Below are 17,760 nucleotides of genomic sequence, written 5' to 3' on the forward strand. Positions count from 1 at the left end.
GCCTTGGCAACGCCGCCGGGGCGGCGTCACCGGGCGCGGCGACGGTCAGAAACCGGCGCCGATCGTCGCGAACGCGGTCGTGTGGCTGCCGCCCTTCTGGCCGACCGTCAGGCTGGCGCCGACGTTGGCGTCCAGGCCGAACAGCGTGGTCTGCGTGCCCAGCGTGGCGGTGGCGTAGCTGGTGTCGTAACCGCGGGCCGGCACGGCGTAGGGCAGCGTCGACGGCAGCGACTGCGACTGTGCGAAGGCTTCCGTCGGCGCGTCTTCGAACTCGCGGTCGATGGTGAGGCGAGCGTACGGACGGAAGCTGTCGCTGACGGCGTAGGCGAACTGCCAGCCGGCGCTGCCGATCAGCGAGTCGATGTCCTGCGACGGATAGGCCAGCGAGCTCGACACCGTCGGATCGCTTTCGGCGAAGCCGTCGACTTCGATGCGCTGCGCGACCAGCGACAGCACCGGGCCGTGCTGCAGCGCGCCGGTGCCGAAGTTCCAGCCTGCGCCGATCGCGGCGGTGACGTTGCTGCCGTCGGCCTGGCCGGAATGCACGCGGGTCACCGGGCCGATCTGCACGGTGCGGTCGGTGTCGAAATCGAGCCAGGTGTAGCTCAGCTGCGCGTTGACCCAGGCGCCGCTGTCGGCACGCCAACCGGCGAAGCCGCCCACCGTCGCCTCGGTCTGGTCCCAGCTGCCGCGGCGCAGGCCCCAGTCGTTGCCCTGCTTGCCGTAACCGACGAAGCCGCCGAAGGTCATGTCGCCCGAGGTCCAGTCGAGCCCCGCGGTCAGCGCCGGGCCCACGCCGTCGTAGGCGTCGCCGTTGTCGTAGCGCTGCATGTCGGCGCGCACGTCGGCCCACCAGCTGCGGCCCTCGCTGCGTGCCGGCGCCAGGCTCAGGCGGTTGTTGATGCGGTCGGCGCGGGCGCGGCCGGTCACCGTGGCGGACTGCGGCAGCACCGCGATCTGCTGCGGGCCGTCGATCATTGCGATCGCGAGGTCGGCGATCATCTCGTGCGCGCGGCTGGCCGGGTGCACGCCGTCGGCGAACAGATAGGTATCGGCGGCTGAGGGCGTCACGAACGAGTTGGGATTGCAGAACAGCGAGGAGTCACCCGCCGGCGCAGGCTGCACGCGGCAGGCCGGCGAGGTCACGTTGGCGAAGCCGTACAGCGACGGATTGGCCACCACTTCCTGCAGGAAGTGGAACGTATCGACCGGAATCACGCGCAGGTTCTGGCTCGCCAGGCCGGCGTAGAGCGCGGTGTTGTAGGTGTTGGCGAGCGCCGTGCCCTGGGCCATGCCCACCGCCCCGCCCGCGCGCGAGCCCGGGGTCAGGCCGATGTCGGGAATCGACGGCACCAGCACATAGCGCGCGCCGGCACCCTGCAGCGCGCCGACCAGGCCGACCTGGGCGGTCACCGCCGAGCCGATGATCTGCTGGGCCTGGGCCGGGTTCGCCTGCACCGCGAAGAGATCGTTGGCGCCGCCCCAGACGGTGTACAGCGCATTGGGATCCGCGCGCCCGCCGTTCGCAGCGAGATAGCGGTTGGCCTGGGTGACCAGCGACGGAATCGGGCCCAGCCCGCCGACGGTATCGACGCCGACGCGGGCGCCACCGGCGGCGTAGTTGTCGCCGGTCTGGCCGTTGCCGTTGGCATCGGCGCGGGTGCCGTAGCGGTCGGCGACGCGCTCGGACCAGACCAGGCCCGGATTGGTGGTGAAGCGGCCGATGACCGCACCCTGCTGACCCAGAAGCGGACGGAAATAGCCCGAATCGGTCAGGCTGTCACCGAAGAACACGGTGCGCGAGAAATTGTCGTCGGCGAGCGCGGGAGCGGCGGCTGCAGTGGCGAGTGCGACGGCGAGGGCGGCACGAAGGGGCCTGGACGGCATGATCGGATCTCTTTGATGGGGGAGCGATGAGGGCGGACGCATCGCAGCGTCCGCGGCGGCGGCCCCCGTACGGGACCGCATTGCGGAATGGTCCCATGCCGCCTCCCGCAGCGGCACGCCGCACTGCGGCATGGCGTGCATGCCGGGCCCGCTCCGGGGACAATCGCCGCATGGACATCCAACTCAACGGCGACACGCTGGCGATCGCCTCCGACACCACCATCACCGCGCTGCTCGCCGCGCAGGGCCTGGCCGACCGCCGCGTGGCGGTCGAGGTCAACGGCGAGATCGTCTCGCGTGGCCAGCACGCGACCCATGTATTGGCGGCCGGCGATCGCGTGGAGATCGTGCACGCGCTCGGCGGCGGCTGAGCCGTCGATTGGCTGAACGCGCCCCGGTCGCGGTGCGATCGCGTGGCGCGTCCGCGCCGCCGCAGGAGTATTCGCGCCGGAGGCACGGCGCGCATCGGCATGTCGCGAGCCGGCAGGGTTACGGGCCGCGCTGCCGCTTCGGCCCTGCGCCATGCCGCGCGCCATCGGCGCACAGCGACGCCGGTGCCTGGCGGCGCGCGCGGGACGACGCATCTCGCGCCCGCTTCGGCGATAATCCTGCGATGAGCACCGCATCCCATGCAGACGCCGGCCTTGTCATCGCCGGCACGACCTACCGTTCGCGCCTGCTGACCGGCACCGGCAAGTTCAAGGATCTGGACGAAACCCGACGCGCCACCGAGGCCGCAGGGGCGCAGATCGTCACCGTCGCGATCCGTCGCACCAACATCGGCCAGACCCCGGGCGAGCCCAACCTGCTCGACGTGCTGCCGCCGGACCGCTACACGATCCTGCCCAACACCGCCGGCTGCTACACCGCCGAGGACGCCGTGCGCACCTGCCGCCTCGCGCGCGAACTGCTCGACGGCCATCCGTTGACCAAGCTCGAAGTGCTGGGCGACCAGAAGACCCTGTTCCCCGATGTCGTGCAGACGCTCAAGGCCGCCGAGCAGCTGGTCAAGGACGGCTTCCACGTCATGGTCTACACCAGCGACGATCCGATCCTGGCCAAGCGCCTCGAGGAGATCGGCTGCGCGGCGGTCATGCCTCTGGCCGCGCCGATCGGCTCGGGCCTGGGCATCCAGAACAAGTACAACCTGATCGAGATCATCGAGAACGCCAAGGTGCCGATCATCGTCGACGCCGGCGTCGGCACCGCGTCCGATGCGGCGATCGCGATGGAGCTCGGCTGCGACGGCGTGCTGATGAACACCGCGATCGCCGGCGCGCGCGATCCGGTGCTGATGGCCAGCGCGATGCGCAAGGCGGTCGAGGCCGGTCGCGAAGCCTTCCTCGCCGGCCGCATTCCTCGCAAGCGCTACGCCAGCGCGTCCTCGCCGGTCGACGGCCTGGTGGGCTGACCCGCGCCGCATGACCGATCCGTTCTCCAGCAGCGGCGCCAAGGCACCGGCCAAACCGTTCACCGTCACCGCGGGGCGGCGCGAAGTGCGCAGCTTCGTGCTGCGCCAGGGCCGCTTCACACCCGCGCAGCAGCGCGCGTTCGACGCGGCGTGGCCGCAACTCGGGCTCGACTACACCGGCGCACCGCGGGATTTCGACGCCGTGTTCGGACGCCAGGCGCCGCGGATCGTCGAGATCGGGTTCGGCAACGGGGATGCACTGCGCTTCTCGGTCGCCCAGGATCCCGCGCGCGACCACATCGGCATCGAGGTCCACGCGCCAGGCGTGGGCCGCGTGCTCAACGCACTCGCCGCCGACGGGGCCCGCAACGTGCGCGTCTACCACCACGACGCGGTCGAGGTGCTGAGCCACGAGATCGCCGACGGCACGCTCGACGAGATCCGCATCTACTTCCCCGATCCCTGGCACAAGAAGCGCCACAACAAGCGACGGCTGGTGCAGCCGGAGTTCGCCGCGCTGCTGGTCCGCAAGCTCGCACCGGGCGGCCGTCTGCACCTGGCGACCGACTGGGCCGACTACGCCGAACAGATGTGGGACGTGCTCGACGCGACCCCCGGCCTGCGCAACCGCGCCGGTGCACGCGGTCATGTGCCGCGTCCGGCATGGCGGCCGCAGACGCATTTCGAGACCCGCGGCCAGAAGCTCGGGCACGGCGTCTGGGATCTGATTTACGACCGGGATTCGGGATAGGGGATTCGGGATTGGAACAGGCGCCCGACTGCTCGCTTGCATCGCACCGCACATCCTGTAGGCGGGCCTGGCCCGTACTGTGGCAGCGGCCTGCCGAATCCCGACTCCCGAATCCCAAATCCCGGCCCTAATGGACACCGCGCTCGCGCTCACCACCGACATGAAGATCGTGCTGGCCCTGGTCGGGCTCACGATGGTGCTGTTCGTGTTCCAGCGCGTGCGTGCCGACCTCGTCGCACTGGTGGTGCTGGTGATGCTCGGGCTGACCGGCCTGGTCGCGCCGGAGGACGTGTTCAACGGCTTCTCGTCGAACGCGGTCATCAGCGTGATCGCAACGATGATCCTCGGCATGGGGCTGGACCGCACCGGCGCCCTGAACCGGCTCGCGGGCTGGCTGCTGCGTCGCTCCAAGGGGCGCGAGGACCATTTGTTGCTGCTGACGTCGGCGACCGCCGGCCTGAATTCCTCGGTGATGCAGAACCCGTCGGTGATGGCGCTGTATATGCCGGTGGCCGCGCGTCTGGCCTCGCGCTCCGGGCTGCGGCTGGCGCAGATCCTGCTGCCGGTATGCGTGGCGATCGTCATGGGCGGCACGCTGACGATGGTCGGCAGTTCGCCGTTGATCCTGCTCAACGATCTGCTGACCGCGGCCAACGCGAACCTGCCCTCGGGCGCGGCGACGCTGGAATCGCTGAACATGTTCGCGCCGCTGCCGATCGGCCTCACGCTGCTGGTGGCAGGCCTCGCCTATTTCCATTTCCGCGGCAACCGCGCGCTCACCGAGCCGGGTGACGCCGTCGAAGGCAACGTCACGCCGGCGCGGACGCAGAGCTATTTCGCCAGTGCCTACGGCATCGACGGTGACGTCTTCGAACTCACCGTCACCGCAGACAGCCCCCTGGTCGGCATGACCTTCGCCGAAGCCGAGAGCATCCATGAGGCGCCCCTGCTGCTGGCGCTGAAGTCGGAGAACGAGTCGCGCCTCGCGCCGCCGGCCGACACCCGCATCTGGGTGGGCAGCGTGCTCGGCGCGATGGGACCGCGGCAGCAGGTCGCGGATTTCGCGCAGAACCAGTTCCTGCGCATGAGCACGCGCCTGCGCCACTTCGGCGACCTGTTCAATCCGAGCCGCGCCGGCATCGCCGAGGCGGTGATCCCGCCGACGTCGAAGTTCATCGGCAAGTCCGCCGCCGAGCTCAGCCTCGGCAAGAAGTACGGCGTGCGCCTGCTGGCGATCAACCGCGACAAGCAGGTGCTGCGCGAGGACGTGCGCAAGATGCCGCTTCGCGCCGGCGACATGCTGGTGCTGCACAGCATCTGGCAGGACCTGGCCAAGACCGCGAAGTCGCTCGACTTCCTGATCGTCACCGACTACCCCAAGGGCGAGCAGCGTCCGCACAAGTTCAAGATCGCGATGGCGATCTTCGCCGTGACGATGCTCATCGCTCTGTCGTCGCGCATTCCCACCGCGGTCGCACTGATGACCGGTGTCGCCGGCATGCTGGTGTTCGGCGTGCTGAAGATGGACGAGGCCTACAGCGCCATCAACTGGAAGACGGTGTTCCTGATGGCCTGTCTGATCCCGCTGGGCTGGGCAATGGATTCCAGCGGCGCGGCGGCCTGGGTCGCCGGCCACACCATCGAGCGGCTGCCGACCGGACTGCCGATCTGGGTGCTCGAACTGGCGGTGGCCCTGCTGACCGCCGCATTCTCGATGGTGATCAGCCACGTCGGGGCGACCATCGTCGTGGTGCCGCTGGCGATCAACCTGGCGCTCGCAGCGGGCGGCAATCCCACCGCGTTCGCGTTGATCGTGGCGCTGGCGGCGTCGAACAACTTTGTCACCCAGTCCAATCCGGTGATGTCGATGATCATCGGCCCGGCAGGCTACAAGGCGAAGGAGCTGTGGCGCATCGGCCTGCCGATCTCGCTGGTCTACACCGCGATCGTCGTGCTGATGGTCAATCTGCTGTTCTGACCGTAGCCAGCGCGCGGCGCTGGGTCAGGCGAGCACGATCTCGCCGTCCTGCACCTTCACGGCCACCGGACGTAGCGATTCACCCCGGCAGGGCCCGGCGACACACAGGCCGTCGTCCACCGAGAAGCTCGCGCCGTGTGCAGCGCAGACCAGATGGCCCGCTTTCGAACGCAGGAACCGGCCCGGCGCCCAGTCGAGACGGCGGCCGGCGTGCGGACAGATGTTGAGCCACGCCCGCACCGCATCGCCGTCGCGATGGACCACGATGGATTCGGCATCGCCGTCGATCGTGGCCTCGACTTCGGCGAACCCGCCGTCATCGACCGCGTCGAGCGCGATCAGGGACTCGCCCTCACGCAGATTTAACGAAGACATTACAACTCCGATCGAGGCACGGCCGATACTGGTCGCCCGGCAATACGCCGATTGTGTCACGAGCCTCGACCCGACGATGTCCAACGCCTTCTTCCGCGATCTCCATGCCCGCTTCGACGCCTCCGGTGTGCGCGCGATGTTCGCGCCGCGCAAGCCGCGGCATCCGCTGCTGCGCGTGCTGCTGGGTCTGACCGGCGTGGCACTGCTCGCGGTGCTGCTGGTGGCGGGGTTGTTCATCGGCGCGGCCATGATCCTGTTCGGCATCACCCGTCGCCTGCTGGTGCGCGGCAGCCGTGGCGCCGACGCGCGCCAGGCAGATGCCCGCGTCGTCGATGCCGAATACCGGGTGGTCCGGGATCGCGACCAGCCCGTTCTGCGCTGAGCCGTTCGCGCAGGCCCCGACGTCGGCATCGCCCGGCGTCGCTCGTTCTCTTCCTCAGACTGGCGCCCGTGCGCCGAGGCCAGTGATGACCGAATCTTCCGTCGACGTCGTGCCCGTCGCCGCGCCCACCCGCGTGCCCGTCCGCGGGGGCGGGACGTTTCCGGTGCGGCGCATCTATTGCGTCGGCCGCAACTTCGCCGACCACGCCCGCGAGATGGGCGCCGAGGCGCCGGCTTCGAAAGCCGATCGCGGCACGCCGGTGTTCTTCGCCAAGCCGGCCGACGCCATCGTGGTCTCGGCCGATGTGCCCTACCCCACGGCGACGCGCGATCTGCACCACGAGGTGGAGCTGGTCGCCGCACTCGGTCGTGACGCCCCGCCCGGCGAGCTGTCCGTCGACGATGCCGCTGCGCTCGTCTACGGCTATGCCGTGGGCCTGGACCTCACCCGCCGCGACCTGCAGGCCGCGGCCAAGGCCAAGGGCCTGCCGTGGGACATCGCCAAGGGCTTCGACGCCTCGGCGCCGATCGGCGCGCTCGTCCCGGCGGCCGAGGTCGGCGAGCTGGCGGGCCGCACCCTGTCGTTGCGGGTCAACGGCGAACTCCGCCAGACCTCGCCCCTCGACCAGTTGATCTGGGACGTGCCCGAAATCCTGCACGAGTTGTCGAAGCTGTTCGCCCTGCGCGCCGGCGACCTGGTCTTCATGGGCACGCCGGCGGGCGTGGCCGCGCTGCTGCCCGGCGACACCTGCGAGGCGCGGCTGGACGACGTGCTCGAACTGCACTGCAGGATCACTTCGCCGCCGCTATAGTCGCCGCGCTTCCCTATCAGCGCAGGAGACACCATGGGCATGCTCGCCGAGTTCAAGGAATTCGCGGTCCGCGGCAACGTCATCGATCTCGCCGTCGGCGTGGTGATCGGTGCGTCGTTCGGCAAGATCGTGACCGCACTGGTCGACCAGATCATCATGCCGCCGATCGGCTGGCTGATCGGCGGCATCGACTTCACCGACCTGGCGATCGTCCTGCGCGAGGCCTCGCTCGACGCCGCGACGGGCGAGGAAATCCCCGCGATCACGATCGGCTACGGCCTCTTCATCAACACGATGATCCAGTTCGTTATCGTCGCCTTCGCGATCTTCCTCGTGGTCAAGTTCATCAACCGGCTCAAGCGCAAGCAGGCCGAAGCGCCCGTGCCCGAGAAGCCGGCCGAGCCGAGCGAGGAAGTGAAGCTGCTGCGCGAGATCCGCGATTCGATCCGGGCCCCGGGCACGCCGACCGCCTGATCCATGCGACCGGACACGTCCGGCACATCGCATACGAGCGGGCCGCGGGCGACAATGCCCGCGGCCCGTTTCGTTTGTCCCTTCCGGAGATCGCGCATGCGTCCTGCCCTGTTCCTCAAGCCCCTCGTCGCTGCGCTGCTGTCGGGCGCCCTGCTGGCCGCCGCGCCGCTGTCCGCGCGCGACGTGCTGCCGCAGGCGACGCTCGATGCCGCCGCCCAGTTGCGCGAACGCGCGCTCGGCGACGCGACCGCCTATGCGCTGATCGAATCCCTGACCACCGAGATCGGCCCGCGCCTGCCCGGCAGCGAGGCCGACGCGCGCGCGGTCGAATGGGCCAAGGCCCGGTTCGCGGCGCTCGGCTACGACAAGGTCTGGACCGAGCCGGTGACGTTCCCCAAGTGGGAGCGGCGCAGCGAACGCGCCGCCGTTGTCGGCACGCATGCGCAGCCGCTGGTGATCACGGCCCTCGGCGGCAGCCCGGCCGGTGACGTCACTGCGGGCCTCGTGCGCTTCGACAGCCTGGACGCGCTCGAAGCGGCCGATCCCGCGACGCTGCGCGGCAAGCTGGTCTTCGTCGACGTGCCGATGGCGCGCTCGCGCGACGGCAGCGGCTACGGCGTCGCCGGCCCGGTGCGCAGCCGCGGCCCGTCGATCGCCGCGCGCAAGGGCGCAGCCGGCTATCTGATGCGTTCGATCGGCACCAGCCCGCACCGCGTCGCCAATACCGGCATCACCCGCTTCGATGCCGACGTCACGCCGATTCCGTCCGCGGCGCTGTCGCTGCCCGATGCCGACCAGCTGACGCGCCTGCTGCGACTCGGTGCGGTGGACGTGCATCTGGCGCTGGATGTGGGCTGGAACGGCGAGTACACCTCGCAGAACGTGATCGCCGAGGTCACCGGCCGCGAGCGGCCCGAGGAGATCGTGCTGATCGCCGGGCATCTGGACTCCTGGGATCTGGGCACCGGCGCGGTCGACGACGCCTCGGGGGTCGGCATCACGATGGCCGCGGGTCATCTGATCGCCCAGCTGCCGCAGCGTCCGCGGCGCACCGTGCGCGTGGTCGCGTTCGCCAACGAGGAGCAGGGCCTGATCGGCGCGCGTTCCTACGCCGAGACGCACGGCGGCGCGGATGTGATCGCGCACCACGTGATCGGCGCTGAAAGCGACTTCGGCGCCGGCCGCATTTATGGCTTCAACACCAGCGCGCCGGCCGGCGAGCGCGCGACCAGCGACGCGATCGCCGAGGTGCTGCGCCCGCTCGGCATCGACTACCTCGAGGACAAGGGCAGCCCGGGCCCGGACATCTCACCGCTCGCGGCCAAGGGCGGCGCCTGGGGCTGGCTGGGCCAGGACGGCACCGACTACTTCGACCTGCATCACAACGCCGACGACACGCTGGACAAGGTGGATCCCGACGCGGTGGCACAGAACACCGCGGCCTACGCGGTCTTCGCGTGGTTGGCGGCGGAATCCGAGGGCGGGTTCGGCAGTGCGCCGAAGGCCGAGGACGCGCCGGCGCACTGAGGCGGGAGGAACCGGGGATGTGGGGCGCGTCGTGCTGACAGGCGGCGCCACCGGCGCGTGCGCGAGCACGCTCCCACGGACCCAACCCATTGCGCGTCGACGATGCGCGCGCGCAGATGCCCCGGAGCCTGTGCTCGCAATGCTCAAGACACTCCGCCAGGCAGCCATACACGGCCGATGACGTGCGTGGGGCGCATCAGCGTCGCGCGTGAAGCACCCAGATGCCGTGAGGCAAGCCACGCTCGGGATCACGCACATAACGCAGGTGCGCGGCGGAAAAGCCTGCATTGGTGAGCAGCGTGGGCAGGTCCCAGCCGAAGTGGTGAAAACACACGACGCCGCCGCCCAACGGATCGCCGTGATACTCGGGCGTCCCATGAAAGACGACGTTCCCACCCAGGTCCAGTGATGCAATCCGCGTGCTCAACGGGGCGTCCTGATAGAAGGGCACTGTCGCCACGAGAGAACCGCCAGGCCGGATCACGCGCGCAAGCTCACGAAATGCGGCGTCCGCGTCTGGCACATGTTCGAGAACATCCAGGCTCGATACCGCATCCAATGACGCGTCCGCATAGCCGAGTCGGGTGACGTCGCCGCGGCGAATGCGCTGAAAGACGCCGTGCCGCCAGAGCCACAGCATCAGTCGTAAGCGGCGCCAACGGCGACTGACATATTCGGAGCCGATGGTCGCCGGGAATCGGCGACGCAGGGCGACGTAAAGAGGGCTTGCCTGCTCGGTTAAATAGACGCTCGGCAACGACGTCTCGTCCAGAAGCCCCGCCAGAACGCGAGCCACCGCCCGCTGCCGCGCCATGCACCCGCATGCCTTGCAATGGAGGCCCTCGCGGCCGTCGGACGGGTGCTGCAGTGGGTGGAAGCCATCTGCCGCGCCACAGGCGTCGCAGATGCCCGGCAGGGGCGCTCCTGCCGACGGCAGACGATCGTCGGCGAGCACACGGGGCGCATCGCACGACCACTCGTCCACCGTTGCCCAACCGGCGTCTAACGCGGGCATGCCGCCCACTGCGCCAACAGCACGGCCGTCGCTGCCGACACGTTGAGGCTCTCGACCTTGCCGCTGCCCGGAATGCCGAGCCGCAGGTCGCAGGCCTTCGCGAGTTCGGCGTCCATGCCCTCGCCTTCGGCGCCGAGCACGTAGACCAGACGCTCGGGTAGGCGTGCCGCGAACAGATTCTCGCCGCCGCGCACGACGGTGGCCGCGAGCGAGAACCCCGCGCTGCGCAGCTGCGCCAGCGCGTTGTCGTCGCGCCCGAGGCGCACGAACGGCACCGCTTCCGCGCCGCCCTCGGCAACGCGCGCCGCGGCGCCCGACAGCGCCAGCGGCGAGGTCTTGGGCAGCAGCACCGCCGACACGCCGAAGTGCGCCGCCGAACGCAGGATCGCGCCGAGGTTGTGCGGATTGCCCACGCCGTCGAGCCACAGCGCGCATGCCGGTCCGTCGGGCAGGGCCTGCAGCCAGGCGCCCAGCGACTGCGGCGCCTCGCGCAGGACGTCGGCGACGATGCCCTCGTGATGCGAACTTGCCGCGAGCTTGCGCAGATCGTCCTCGGCGACGACGCGATAGCCGACCCGGTTCGCGGCGCACCATTTCAGCAGCGGCTGCAGCTGGGGAATGCGCGCTTCGAGCAGATAGACCTTGCGGATCGCCTCCGGCCGACGCGCGAATACCGCGTCTACTGCGTTGCGGCCATAGAGACGGAGCTCGCGCGGCGCCGCCGCGTCCTCGGACGACGCAGCAGACTCGACGACGGGCGCAGGCGCAGGTTCGGCACGACGTCCCCACGGCGATTCGCGTCCGTCCCGGTTGCCGCCGCGCGGACCATACGGAGAGCGGGTCATCGGTTGATCGTCCGCCACAGCTCCGCATTGCGGATGCCGAGCTTGTCGGGGTCGAACACCGGATCGAGTCCGAGCTTCTGCTGCGCCTCGTAGTCGCGCAGCGACACCAGCGCGGGCTTCTGCAGGATCAGGATCGCGATGATGTTGAGCCAGGCCATCAGGCCCACGCCGATGTCGCCGAGCGTCCAGGCCATTTCCGCGGTGCGGATGCAGCCGAACGTCACCGCGGCCAGCATGACGAAGCGCAGCGCGTAGATCAGCCACGGCCGGTGCACGCGGCGGTTGATGTACGCGATGTTGGTCTCGGCCATGTAGTAGTACGCGATGATTGTGGTGAACGCGAAGAAGAACAGCGCCAGGGCCACGAAGCTCGCGCCCCAGCCGGGCAGCACCGATTCGACCGCGGCCTGTGCATAGCCGGGGCCGACGGCGATGCCGGGCAAGGCCTCGCGGAGCATGTCGCCGGCGGGCGCGATCACGTTGTACATGCCGGTCGAGAGGATCATGAAGGCCGTCGCCGAACACACCAGCAGCGTGTCCACGTAGACCGAGAATGCCTGCACCAGGCCCTGCTTGGCCGGGTGCGACACTTCGGCCGCGGCCGCATGGTGCGGGCCCGTGCCCTGGCCGGCCTCGTTGGAATAGATGCCGCGCTTGACGCCCCATTCGATCGCCAGGCCCAGCACCGCGCCGATGCCGGCCTCGAGGCCGAACGCGCTGCGCAGGATCAAACCGAACATCTCCGGCAGCGCGTTCGCGTTGAGGAACATGATCACCAGCGCGATCAGCATGTAGGCCAGCGCCATGAACGGCACGACGACCTCGGCAAAACGCGCGATGCGCTTGACGCCGCCGAAGATGATGAAGCCCAGGCCGATCACCACGATCGCCGCGGTCACCGCCGGCGCCATGCCCCACGCGTTCTGCGCCGCCGCCGCGATGCCGTTGGCCTGCACGCCAGGCAGCAGGAAGCCGGCCGCGATGATGGTCACGATGGCGAAGATCCACGCATACCAGCGCTGGCCCATGGCCTTTTCGATGAAGTACGCCGGGCCGCCGCGATACCGGCCGTTGTCGTCCTTCTCCTTGTAGATCTGCGCCAGGGTCGATTCGATGTAGGCGGTCGACGCGCCGAGGAAGGCCATCACCCACATCCAGAACACCGCGCCCGGCCCGCCGAAGGCGATCGCGGTCGCGACGCCGGCGATGTTGCCGATACCGACACGACCCGACAGCGACATCGCCAGCGCCTGGAACGAGGACACGCCGGCCTCGGATTTTCCGCCCGCCAGCATCAGCCGGATCATCTCGCCGAACTGGCGGATCTGCACGAAGCGCGTGCGGATGGAGAAGTACAGGCCTGCGCCGAGGCACAGCCAGACCAGCGGTGGACTCCAGACGTAGCCGTTGAGGGTGTTGACGAAGGTTTCCACGCAGAGCTCCCCGGTTGGTGCGACGTCGACGCCGCTGACCGGATTCTCACCCAAGCGCGCCGAATCGCGAAACGCGCGTCAGCGCAGCAGGCCGAACACGCGCAGGTCGTGCAATCCGTCGGGCTTGCGGATCGCGTGGCGCAGGCGCCCTTCCTCGACGAACCCGTTGACCGCAAGCACGCGCGCGGAGGCCGGGTTGGTGTCGAGCACCGTCGCATGCAGGCGCATGAGTGACAGCGCCTGCATCACCCAAGGCACATAGGCCGCGATCACCCGGCGCATCACGCCGCGATTCCAGTGCGCGCGGCCCAGCCAGTAGCCGAGCTCGGCCGAATGCGCACGTTCGCCCGCCGCCGCATGACGCACACCGACACTGCCGCCGGCCTCGCCGTCGATTTCGATCGCGAGCACGGGCGCGTGCAGGTCGACGACGCGCCCGGCGAGAAACGCCTCGCCGTCGGCGCGGGTGTAGGGATGGGGGAACCGGTCGCTGAGGCCGCGGACGATCATCGGATCGTCCGCGTGCCGCACGAGCGCGTCGAGATCGGCGGCACACCAGCGGCGGAGGACGAAGCCGTCGCCGTCGATGCGCACGCCGTCCCAGCGTCCGGGATCAGGCATGGCCGCCCACGGCCGGCGTCTCGGCTTCGAGGCGTTCGAGCTCCTGCGCCAGCGCCTCCGGCGACCGGGTGAACGGCGCCAGCAGCGCGTAGAACGCGGGCACGACGAACAGCGACAGCAGGGTCGAGAACGCGACGCCGAAGATGATCACCACGCCGATCGTCGCGCGGCTGGCCGAACCCGGCCCGCCGGCGACCACCAGCGGCACCGCGCCGACGATCGTCGCCGCAGCCGTCATCAGGATCGGGCGCAGGCGCACCTTCGCCGCCTCGGTGATCGCCTCGCGCACGTCGCGTCCGTCGTCGCGCAACTGGTTGGCGAACTCGACGATCAGGATGCCGTTCTTCGCGGCCAGGCCGATCAACATGACGATGCCGATCTGGCTGAAGAGATTCAGCGTGCCCCCCGTCGCCCACAGGCCGAGCAGCGCGCCGAGCACCGCGAGCGGCACGGTCAACATGATCGACAGCGGATGGATGAAGCTCTCGAACTGCGCCGCCAGCACCAGGTAGACGATCAGCAGCGCCATCGTGAAGGTCAGCAGCACCGCGCCGCCGGCCTCCTGGAACTCGCGGCTCTCGCCCTTCCAGTCGACCTGGGCGTAATCGGGCAGCTCCTCGGCAGCAACCTGGCGGGTCCATTCCAGTGCCTCGCTCATCGTGTAGCCCGGCGCCAGTCCGGCGGCGATGGTGATCGCGCGCAGCCGGTTGAAGCGGTTGAAGCTGCCCGGCTCGGCGACCTCGCTCAGCGTCACCAGGTTCGACAGCGGCACCAGCGCGCCGTCACGGCCGCGGACGAAGGTGTCCTGCAGGTCCGACGGCGACATGCGCCGCTCGCGCCCGGCCTGCAGCAGCACGTCGTATTCCTCGCCGCTGTCGACGAAGGTGGTCACCTGGCGCGAGCCCATCATCGTTTCCAGCGTGCGGCCGATCTCCTGCACCGACACGCCCAGATCCGACGCGCGCGCGCGGTCGATGTCCACGCGCATCTGCGGCCGGGTTTCCTTGTAATCGGAATCCGGATCCTGGATGCCCGGGTTCTCGCGCATGCGCGCGAGCATGCGATCGCGCCACTGCGCGATCTCGGCGTAGTCCGGCCCGCCGAGCACCAGCTGGTAACGCTGGCCGCGGCTGCTGACCAGGCCGCCGGGCACGTTGGCGCGCACCTGCACGCCGGGCAGCGTGGCGAATTCCGCGCGCAGGCTCTCGACGACCTCGCTGGTCGGCACGTCGCGGTCGCGCCAGTCCTGCAGGAACACGATGACCTGCCCGGTGTGCATGTCCTCGCTGCCGCCCCAGCCGCGCGGCACGCGCGAGTTGGCGCGCTGGATCGGCTGGTCGTCGCCGACGTAGCGGGCGAAGATCTGCTCGACCTGCTGCATCTGGGCCACGGTGTAGTCGTAGCCCGCGCCCTCCGGTCCGTCGACGCCGACGAAGAAGCGGCCCCGGTCCTCGGCCGGCGACAGTTCGCTGGGCACGCGCCAGAACAGCAGCAGGGCCGCGGTCAGGCAGGCGCCGATCGCGACCGCCATCAGCAGGATCAGGCGCCCCCGCTTCATGTGCACCAGCGTTCCGATGCGGCCGCCGTAGCGCTGGCTCAATGCATCGAGATGGCGGGAGGTCCAGGCGTTGAGGCCCCGCGGCTTCTGCTGGCGACGCACCAGCTTGGAACACATCATCGGCGTCAGCGTCAGCGCGATGAACGCCGACAGCGCCACCGCGCCGGCCAGGGTGACCGACAGCTCGCGGAACAGGCGTCCCGAGTTGCCCTCCATGAAACCGACCGGCAGGAACACGGCCACCAGCACCGCGGTCGTCGCGATGACCGCGAAGGCGACCTGCGCCGTGCCGCGCCGGGCGGCCACCATCGGTGGTTCGCCGAGATCGGCGCGGCGCTGCACGTTCTCCAGCACGATGATCGCGTCGTCGACCACCAGGCCGATGCACAGCACCAGTGCCAGCAGGGTCAGCAGGTTGATCGAGAAGCCGAACGCGTACAGCGCGGTGAACGCCGCCACCAGGCACACCGGCGCGGTCACGGCCGGAATGATCGCCGCGCGCAGGCTGCCGAGGAACAGCCAGATGACCACGAACACCAGTGCCATCGCCTCGAACAGCGTCCAGTAGACGCGGGTGATCGCCGCATCGATGAACACCGTATTGTCGGCCGCGACGAAAATCTCGGTGCCTTCGGGCAATGTGCTCTGGATCTGCTCGGCCTCGGCGCGCGCCGCGCGGGCCACGTCGAGCGCGTTCGCGGTCGAGGTGCGCACGATGCCGAGACCGACGTTCGGCACCGAGTTGCTGCGCATGTAGGAACGTCGTTCGGCCGAGCCCAGCTCGATCGTGGCGACGTCGCCCATGCGGATCACGTAGCCATCGTCGCCGCGGCGCACCGGAATCTGTGCGAACTGTTCGGGTTCGCGATAGCCGCGCTCGACGCGCAGGGTGAAATCGCGGGTTGCCGATTCGATGCGGCCGGCCGGCAGTTCGACGTTCTCGGCGCGCAGCGCGGATTCGACCTCGGTTGCGGTGACGCCGCGCGCGGTCATCGCATCGCGGTCCAGCCAGATGCGCATCGCGTAGCGCTGGCCGCCGCTGAGCTGCACGCGGGCGACGCCATCGAGCGAGGACAGCCGGTCGAGGATGTAGCGGTCGGTGTAGTCGGTCAGCTCGAGCGTGTTCATCGTGCTCGAACGCAGGTTGAGCCACATGATCGCGTCGGCGTCGGCCTCGACCTTGGAGATCTCCGGCGGATCGGCCTCGACCGGCATGCGGTCGGCCACCCGGCTGATCGCGTCGCGCACGTCGTTGGCGGCGGCCTCGATGTCGCGGGTCAGGCTGAATTCGATGGTGACGTCGGAGCGGCCGTTGCGGCTGCGCGATTCGATCGTGCGGATGCCCTCGATGCCGGCCAGCGCATCCTCGAGGATCTGGGTGATGCGGGTCTCGACCACGGCCGCCGACGCGCCGGGATAGGTCACGTCGACCGACACGATCGGCGGATCGATGTTCGGAAGTTCGCGCAGCGTCAGGCGGCTGAACGACATGATGCCGAGGACCACCAGCAGCAGGCTGATGACGACCGCGAACACCGGCCGCTTGATGGAGACATCGGACATCTTCATTGCGCGGCGCCTCCCGCGGGGCCGATGTCGTCGGCGGGCTGCGATTTCGCCTCCTGCACGGAGCCTTCGGTGATCCGCATGCCGGGGCGCAATTTGCCGGTGCCGTCGACGACGATGCGGGCGCCCGAATCCAGGCCATCGACGATTTCCGCCAGGCCGCCATCGCGCACGCCGATCACCACCGGCGCCTGCTCCACCGACTCGTCCTCGCGCACGCGGTAGACGAAGGTGTCACGGCCGACCTGGATCACGGCGATCTCCGGAATCATCAGCGCCTCGCGCGAGCGCTGCTCCAGGCGGACCTGCATCAGCATGCCCGGGCGCAGCTGGCGGTCGGGGTTGCCGAACGTCGCGCGCACGGTCACGGCGCGGGTGTCCGGGTCCACGCGCGCGTCGACGGTCTGCACCACGCCTTCGAAATCGGTTGCGGGATACGCCGCGCTGCGGCCGAACACGCGCTGGCCGGGGGCGACCACCGACAGCCGGGTCTCCGGCACCGGAAAGTCGACGTAGACCGCGCCGATGTCGTCGAGCGTGGCGATCGGCGTGCCCGGGGTGACCAGTGCGCCGGTGCTGACCTGGCGCAGACCCAGCACGCCGGCGAACGGCGCGCGGATCGTGCGGTCGCCGATGTCGGCGCGGGTCTCGGCCACGTTGGCGCGGGCCGCATCCCGGGTGGCGCGCAGCGTGTCGATCGACGCACGGGCGATGAGCTGCTGATCGACCAGCTCGTTGCCGCGACGGTATTGCTGCTCGGCCTCGTTGGCGGCCGCCTCGGCAGCCAGCAGCGACGCCTGCTGCTGGTTGCCCGACAGCGTGACCAGCACCGCGCCGGCCGCGACCTCGTCGCCGCTGTCGAAATGCACCCGCTGCACGATCTCGCTGACCTTGGCGGTCACGGTGATCGATTCACGCGCATTCACCGTGCCCAGCGCGGCGACCGTGTCGTTCCACTGGCGCGGCTCGACGGTCGTGGTGGTGACCGGGACCGCGGCGCCGCCTTCACCCCGCGGGGCGGATTCCTGGCCCGCGCCACCGCACGCCGTCAGCGCCAATGCCAGGACGAAAATGGACGCGCGCCGGAACAGCGGACGGGGATTCGGGGAATGCTGAAGCAAGGGAC

The 17,760-nt window shown here is 69.7% G+C and carries 16 protein-coding genes; 8 read left to right on the plus strand and 8 right to left on the minus strand.

The annotated features are described in order from the left end of the window. Window positions 1-45: 45 nt before the first annotated feature. Window positions 46-1,887: an autotransporter domain-containing protein gene (locus ACF3M1_RS12970; protein ID WP_394001276.1), complete on the minus strand. Its 1,842-nt coding sequence runs from the start codon at window positions 1,885-1,887 to the stop codon at window positions 46-48. 170 nt (window positions 1,888-2,057) lie between these two features. Here ACF3M1_RS12970 and thiS point away from each other — a divergent pair, with 170 nt between their 5' ends. The 4 genes from thiS to ACF3M1_RS12990 all read left to right on the plus strand — a co-directional run bounded on the left by thiS (window position 2,058) and on the right by ACF3M1_RS12990 (window position 6,027). Further along, window positions 2,058-2,258: a sulfur carrier protein ThiS gene (gene thiS / locus ACF3M1_RS12975; protein WP_394001278.1), complete on the plus strand. Its 201-nt coding sequence runs from the start codon at window positions 2,058-2,060 to the stop codon at window positions 2,256-2,258. 242 nt (window positions 2,259-2,500) lie between these two features. After that, window positions 2,501-3,298, plus strand: a complete 798-nt coding sequence (locus ACF3M1_RS12980; protein WP_394001280.1) for a thiazole synthase — start codon at window positions 2,501-2,503, stop codon at window positions 3,296-3,298. Between the two features lie 10 nt (window positions 3,299-3,308). Next, the gene (trmB, locus tag ACF3M1_RS12985; protein WP_394001282.1) at window positions 3,309-4,049 is read left to right on the plus strand and encodes a tRNA (guanosine(46)-N7)-methyltransferase TrmB; all 741 of its coding nucleotides are present in this window, start codon (window positions 3,309-3,311) and stop codon (window positions 4,047-4,049) included. 130 nt (window positions 4,050-4,179) lie between these two features. Further along, complete coding sequence (locus ACF3M1_RS12990) at window positions 4,180-6,027, plus strand: SLC13 family permease (RefSeq protein ID WP_394001284.1); 1,848 nt, start codon at window positions 4,180-4,182, stop codon at window positions 6,025-6,027. 24 nt (window positions 6,028-6,051) lie between these two features. On the opposite strand, the gene ACF3M1_RS12995 is transcribed toward ACF3M1_RS12990, so the two are convergent. Beyond that, window positions 6,052-6,402 (minus strand): Rieske (2Fe-2S) protein, encoded by a 351-nt coding sequence (locus tag ACF3M1_RS12995; RefSeq protein ID WP_394001286.1) that lies wholly within the window; start codon window positions 6,400-6,402, stop codon window positions 6,052-6,054. 76 nt (window positions 6,403-6,478) lie between these two features. Between ACF3M1_RS12995 and ACF3M1_RS13000 the strand changes: the two genes are divergently transcribed. The 4 genes from ACF3M1_RS13000 to ACF3M1_RS13015 all read left to right on the plus strand — a co-directional run bounded on the left by ACF3M1_RS13000 (window position 6,479) and on the right by ACF3M1_RS13015 (window position 9,596). Next, entirely contained in the window at window positions 6,479-6,784 is a 306-nt protein-coding gene (locus ACF3M1_RS13000; protein WP_394001288.1) for a hypothetical protein, read from the plus strand. A gap of 85 nt (window positions 6,785-6,869) precedes the next feature. Further along, window positions 6,870-7,595, plus strand: a complete 726-nt coding sequence (locus tag ACF3M1_RS13005; RefSeq protein WP_394001290.1) for a fumarylacetoacetate hydrolase family protein — start codon at window positions 6,870-6,872, stop codon at window positions 7,593-7,595. Window positions 7,596-7,628: 33 nt separating this feature from the next. Then, window positions 7,629-8,069 (plus strand): large-conductance mechanosensitive channel protein MscL, encoded by a 441-nt coding sequence (mscL, locus tag ACF3M1_RS13010; protein ID WP_394001292.1) that lies wholly within the window; start codon window positions 7,629-7,631, stop codon window positions 8,067-8,069. Between the two features lie 96 nt (window positions 8,070-8,165). Then, a complete protein-coding gene (locus ACF3M1_RS13015; RefSeq protein WP_394001294.1) occupies window positions 8,166-9,596 on the plus strand; it encodes a M28 family peptidase in 1,431 nt (476 codons plus the stop codon). Window positions 9,597-9,792: 196 nt separating this feature from the next. On the opposite strand, the gene ACF3M1_RS13020 is transcribed toward ACF3M1_RS13015, so the two are convergent. From ACF3M1_RS13020 to ACF3M1_RS13045, 6 genes are all read right to left on the minus strand, one after another. Next, on the minus strand, window positions 9,793-10,581 hold the full coding sequence (locus ACF3M1_RS13020; protein ID WP_394001296.1) for a class I SAM-dependent methyltransferase: 789 nt from the start codon (window positions 10,579-10,581) through the stop codon (window positions 9,793-9,795). 17 nt (window positions 10,582-10,598) lie between these two features. Continuing rightward, the gene (locus tag ACF3M1_RS13025) at window positions 10,599-11,456 is read right to left on the minus strand and encodes a TrmH family RNA methyltransferase (protein WP_394001298.1); all 858 of its coding nucleotides are present in this window, start codon (window positions 11,454-11,456) and stop codon (window positions 10,599-10,601) included. Beyond that, window positions 11,453-12,889, minus strand: a complete 1,437-nt coding sequence (locus ACF3M1_RS13030; protein ID WP_394001300.1) for an alanine/glycine:cation symporter family protein — start codon at window positions 12,887-12,889, stop codon at window positions 11,453-11,455. The genes ACF3M1_RS13025 and ACF3M1_RS13030 overlap by 4 nt, the downstream gene beginning before the upstream one ends. Before the next feature lie 78 nt (window positions 12,890-12,967). Next, entirely contained in the window at window positions 12,968-13,510 is a 543-nt protein-coding gene (locus ACF3M1_RS13035; protein WP_394001302.1) for a GNAT family N-acetyltransferase, read from the minus strand. Next, on the minus strand, window positions 13,503-16,637 hold the full coding sequence (locus tag ACF3M1_RS13040) for an efflux RND transporter permease subunit (protein ID WP_394001304.1): 3,135 nt from the start codon (window positions 16,635-16,637) through the stop codon (window positions 13,503-13,505). The genes ACF3M1_RS13035 and ACF3M1_RS13040 overlap by 8 nt, the downstream gene beginning before the upstream one ends. Further along, complete coding sequence (locus tag ACF3M1_RS13045; RefSeq protein ID WP_394005273.1) at window positions 16,634-17,755, minus strand: efflux RND transporter periplasmic adaptor subunit; 1,122 nt, start codon at window positions 17,753-17,755, stop codon at window positions 16,634-16,636. The genes ACF3M1_RS13040 and ACF3M1_RS13045 overlap by 4 nt, the downstream gene beginning before the upstream one ends. Window positions 17,756-17,760 lie beyond the last annotated feature (5 nt).

Origin of the sequence: Luteimonas sp. WGS1318 (assembly GCF_043187535.1) — a bacterium.
Taxonomy (GTDB): Bacteria; Pseudomonadota; Gammaproteobacteria; order Xanthomonadales; family Xanthomonadaceae; genus Luteimonas.

Bases quoted from the DNA above. Each gene is read 5' to 3' on its own strand.
- ACF3M1_RS12970 (WP_394001276.1), bottom strand. From the start codon at position 1,887: ATGCCGTCCAGGCCCCTTCGTGCCGCCCTCGCCGTCGCACTCGCCACT.
- thiS (WP_394001278.1), top strand. From the start codon at position 2,058: ATGGACATCCAACTCAACGGCGACACGCTGGCGATCGCCTCCGACACC.
- ACF3M1_RS12980 (WP_394001280.1), top strand. From the start codon at position 2,501: ATGAGCACCGCATCCCATGCAGACGCCGGCCTTGTCATCGCCGGCACG.
- trmB (WP_394001282.1), top strand. From the start codon at position 3,309: ATGACCGATCCGTTCTCCAGCAGCGGCGCCAAGGCACCGGCCAAACCG.
- ACF3M1_RS12990 (WP_394001284.1), top strand. From the start codon at position 4,180: ATGGACACCGCGCTCGCGCTCACCACCGACATGAAGATCGTGCTGGCC.
- ACF3M1_RS12995 (WP_394001286.1), bottom strand. From the start codon at position 6,402: ATGTCTTCGTTAAATCTGCGTGAGGGCGAGTCCCTGATCGCGCTCGAC.
- ACF3M1_RS13000 (WP_394001288.1), top strand. From the start codon at position 6,479: ATGTCCAACGCCTTCTTCCGCGATCTCCATGCCCGCTTCGACGCCTCC.
- ACF3M1_RS13005 (WP_394001290.1), top strand. From the start codon at position 6,870: ATGACCGAATCTTCCGTCGACGTCGTGCCCGTCGCCGCGCCCACCCGC.
- mscL (WP_394001292.1), top strand. From the start codon at position 7,629: ATGGGCATGCTCGCCGAGTTCAAGGAATTCGCGGTCCGCGGCAACGTC.
- ACF3M1_RS13015 (WP_394001294.1), top strand. From the start codon at position 8,166: ATGCGTCCTGCCCTGTTCCTCAAGCCCCTCGTCGCTGCGCTGCTGTCG.
- ACF3M1_RS13025 (WP_394001298.1), bottom strand. From the start codon at position 11,456: ATGACCCGCTCTCCGTATGGTCCGCGCGGCGGCAACCGGGACGGACGC.
- ACF3M1_RS13035 (WP_394001302.1), bottom strand. From the start codon at position 13,510: ATGCCTGATCCCGGACGCTGGGACGGCGTGCGCATCGACGGCGACGGC.
- ACF3M1_RS13040 (WP_394001304.1), bottom strand. From the start codon at position 16,637: ATGAAGATGTCCGATGTCTCCATCAAGCGGCCGGTGTTCGCGGTCGTC.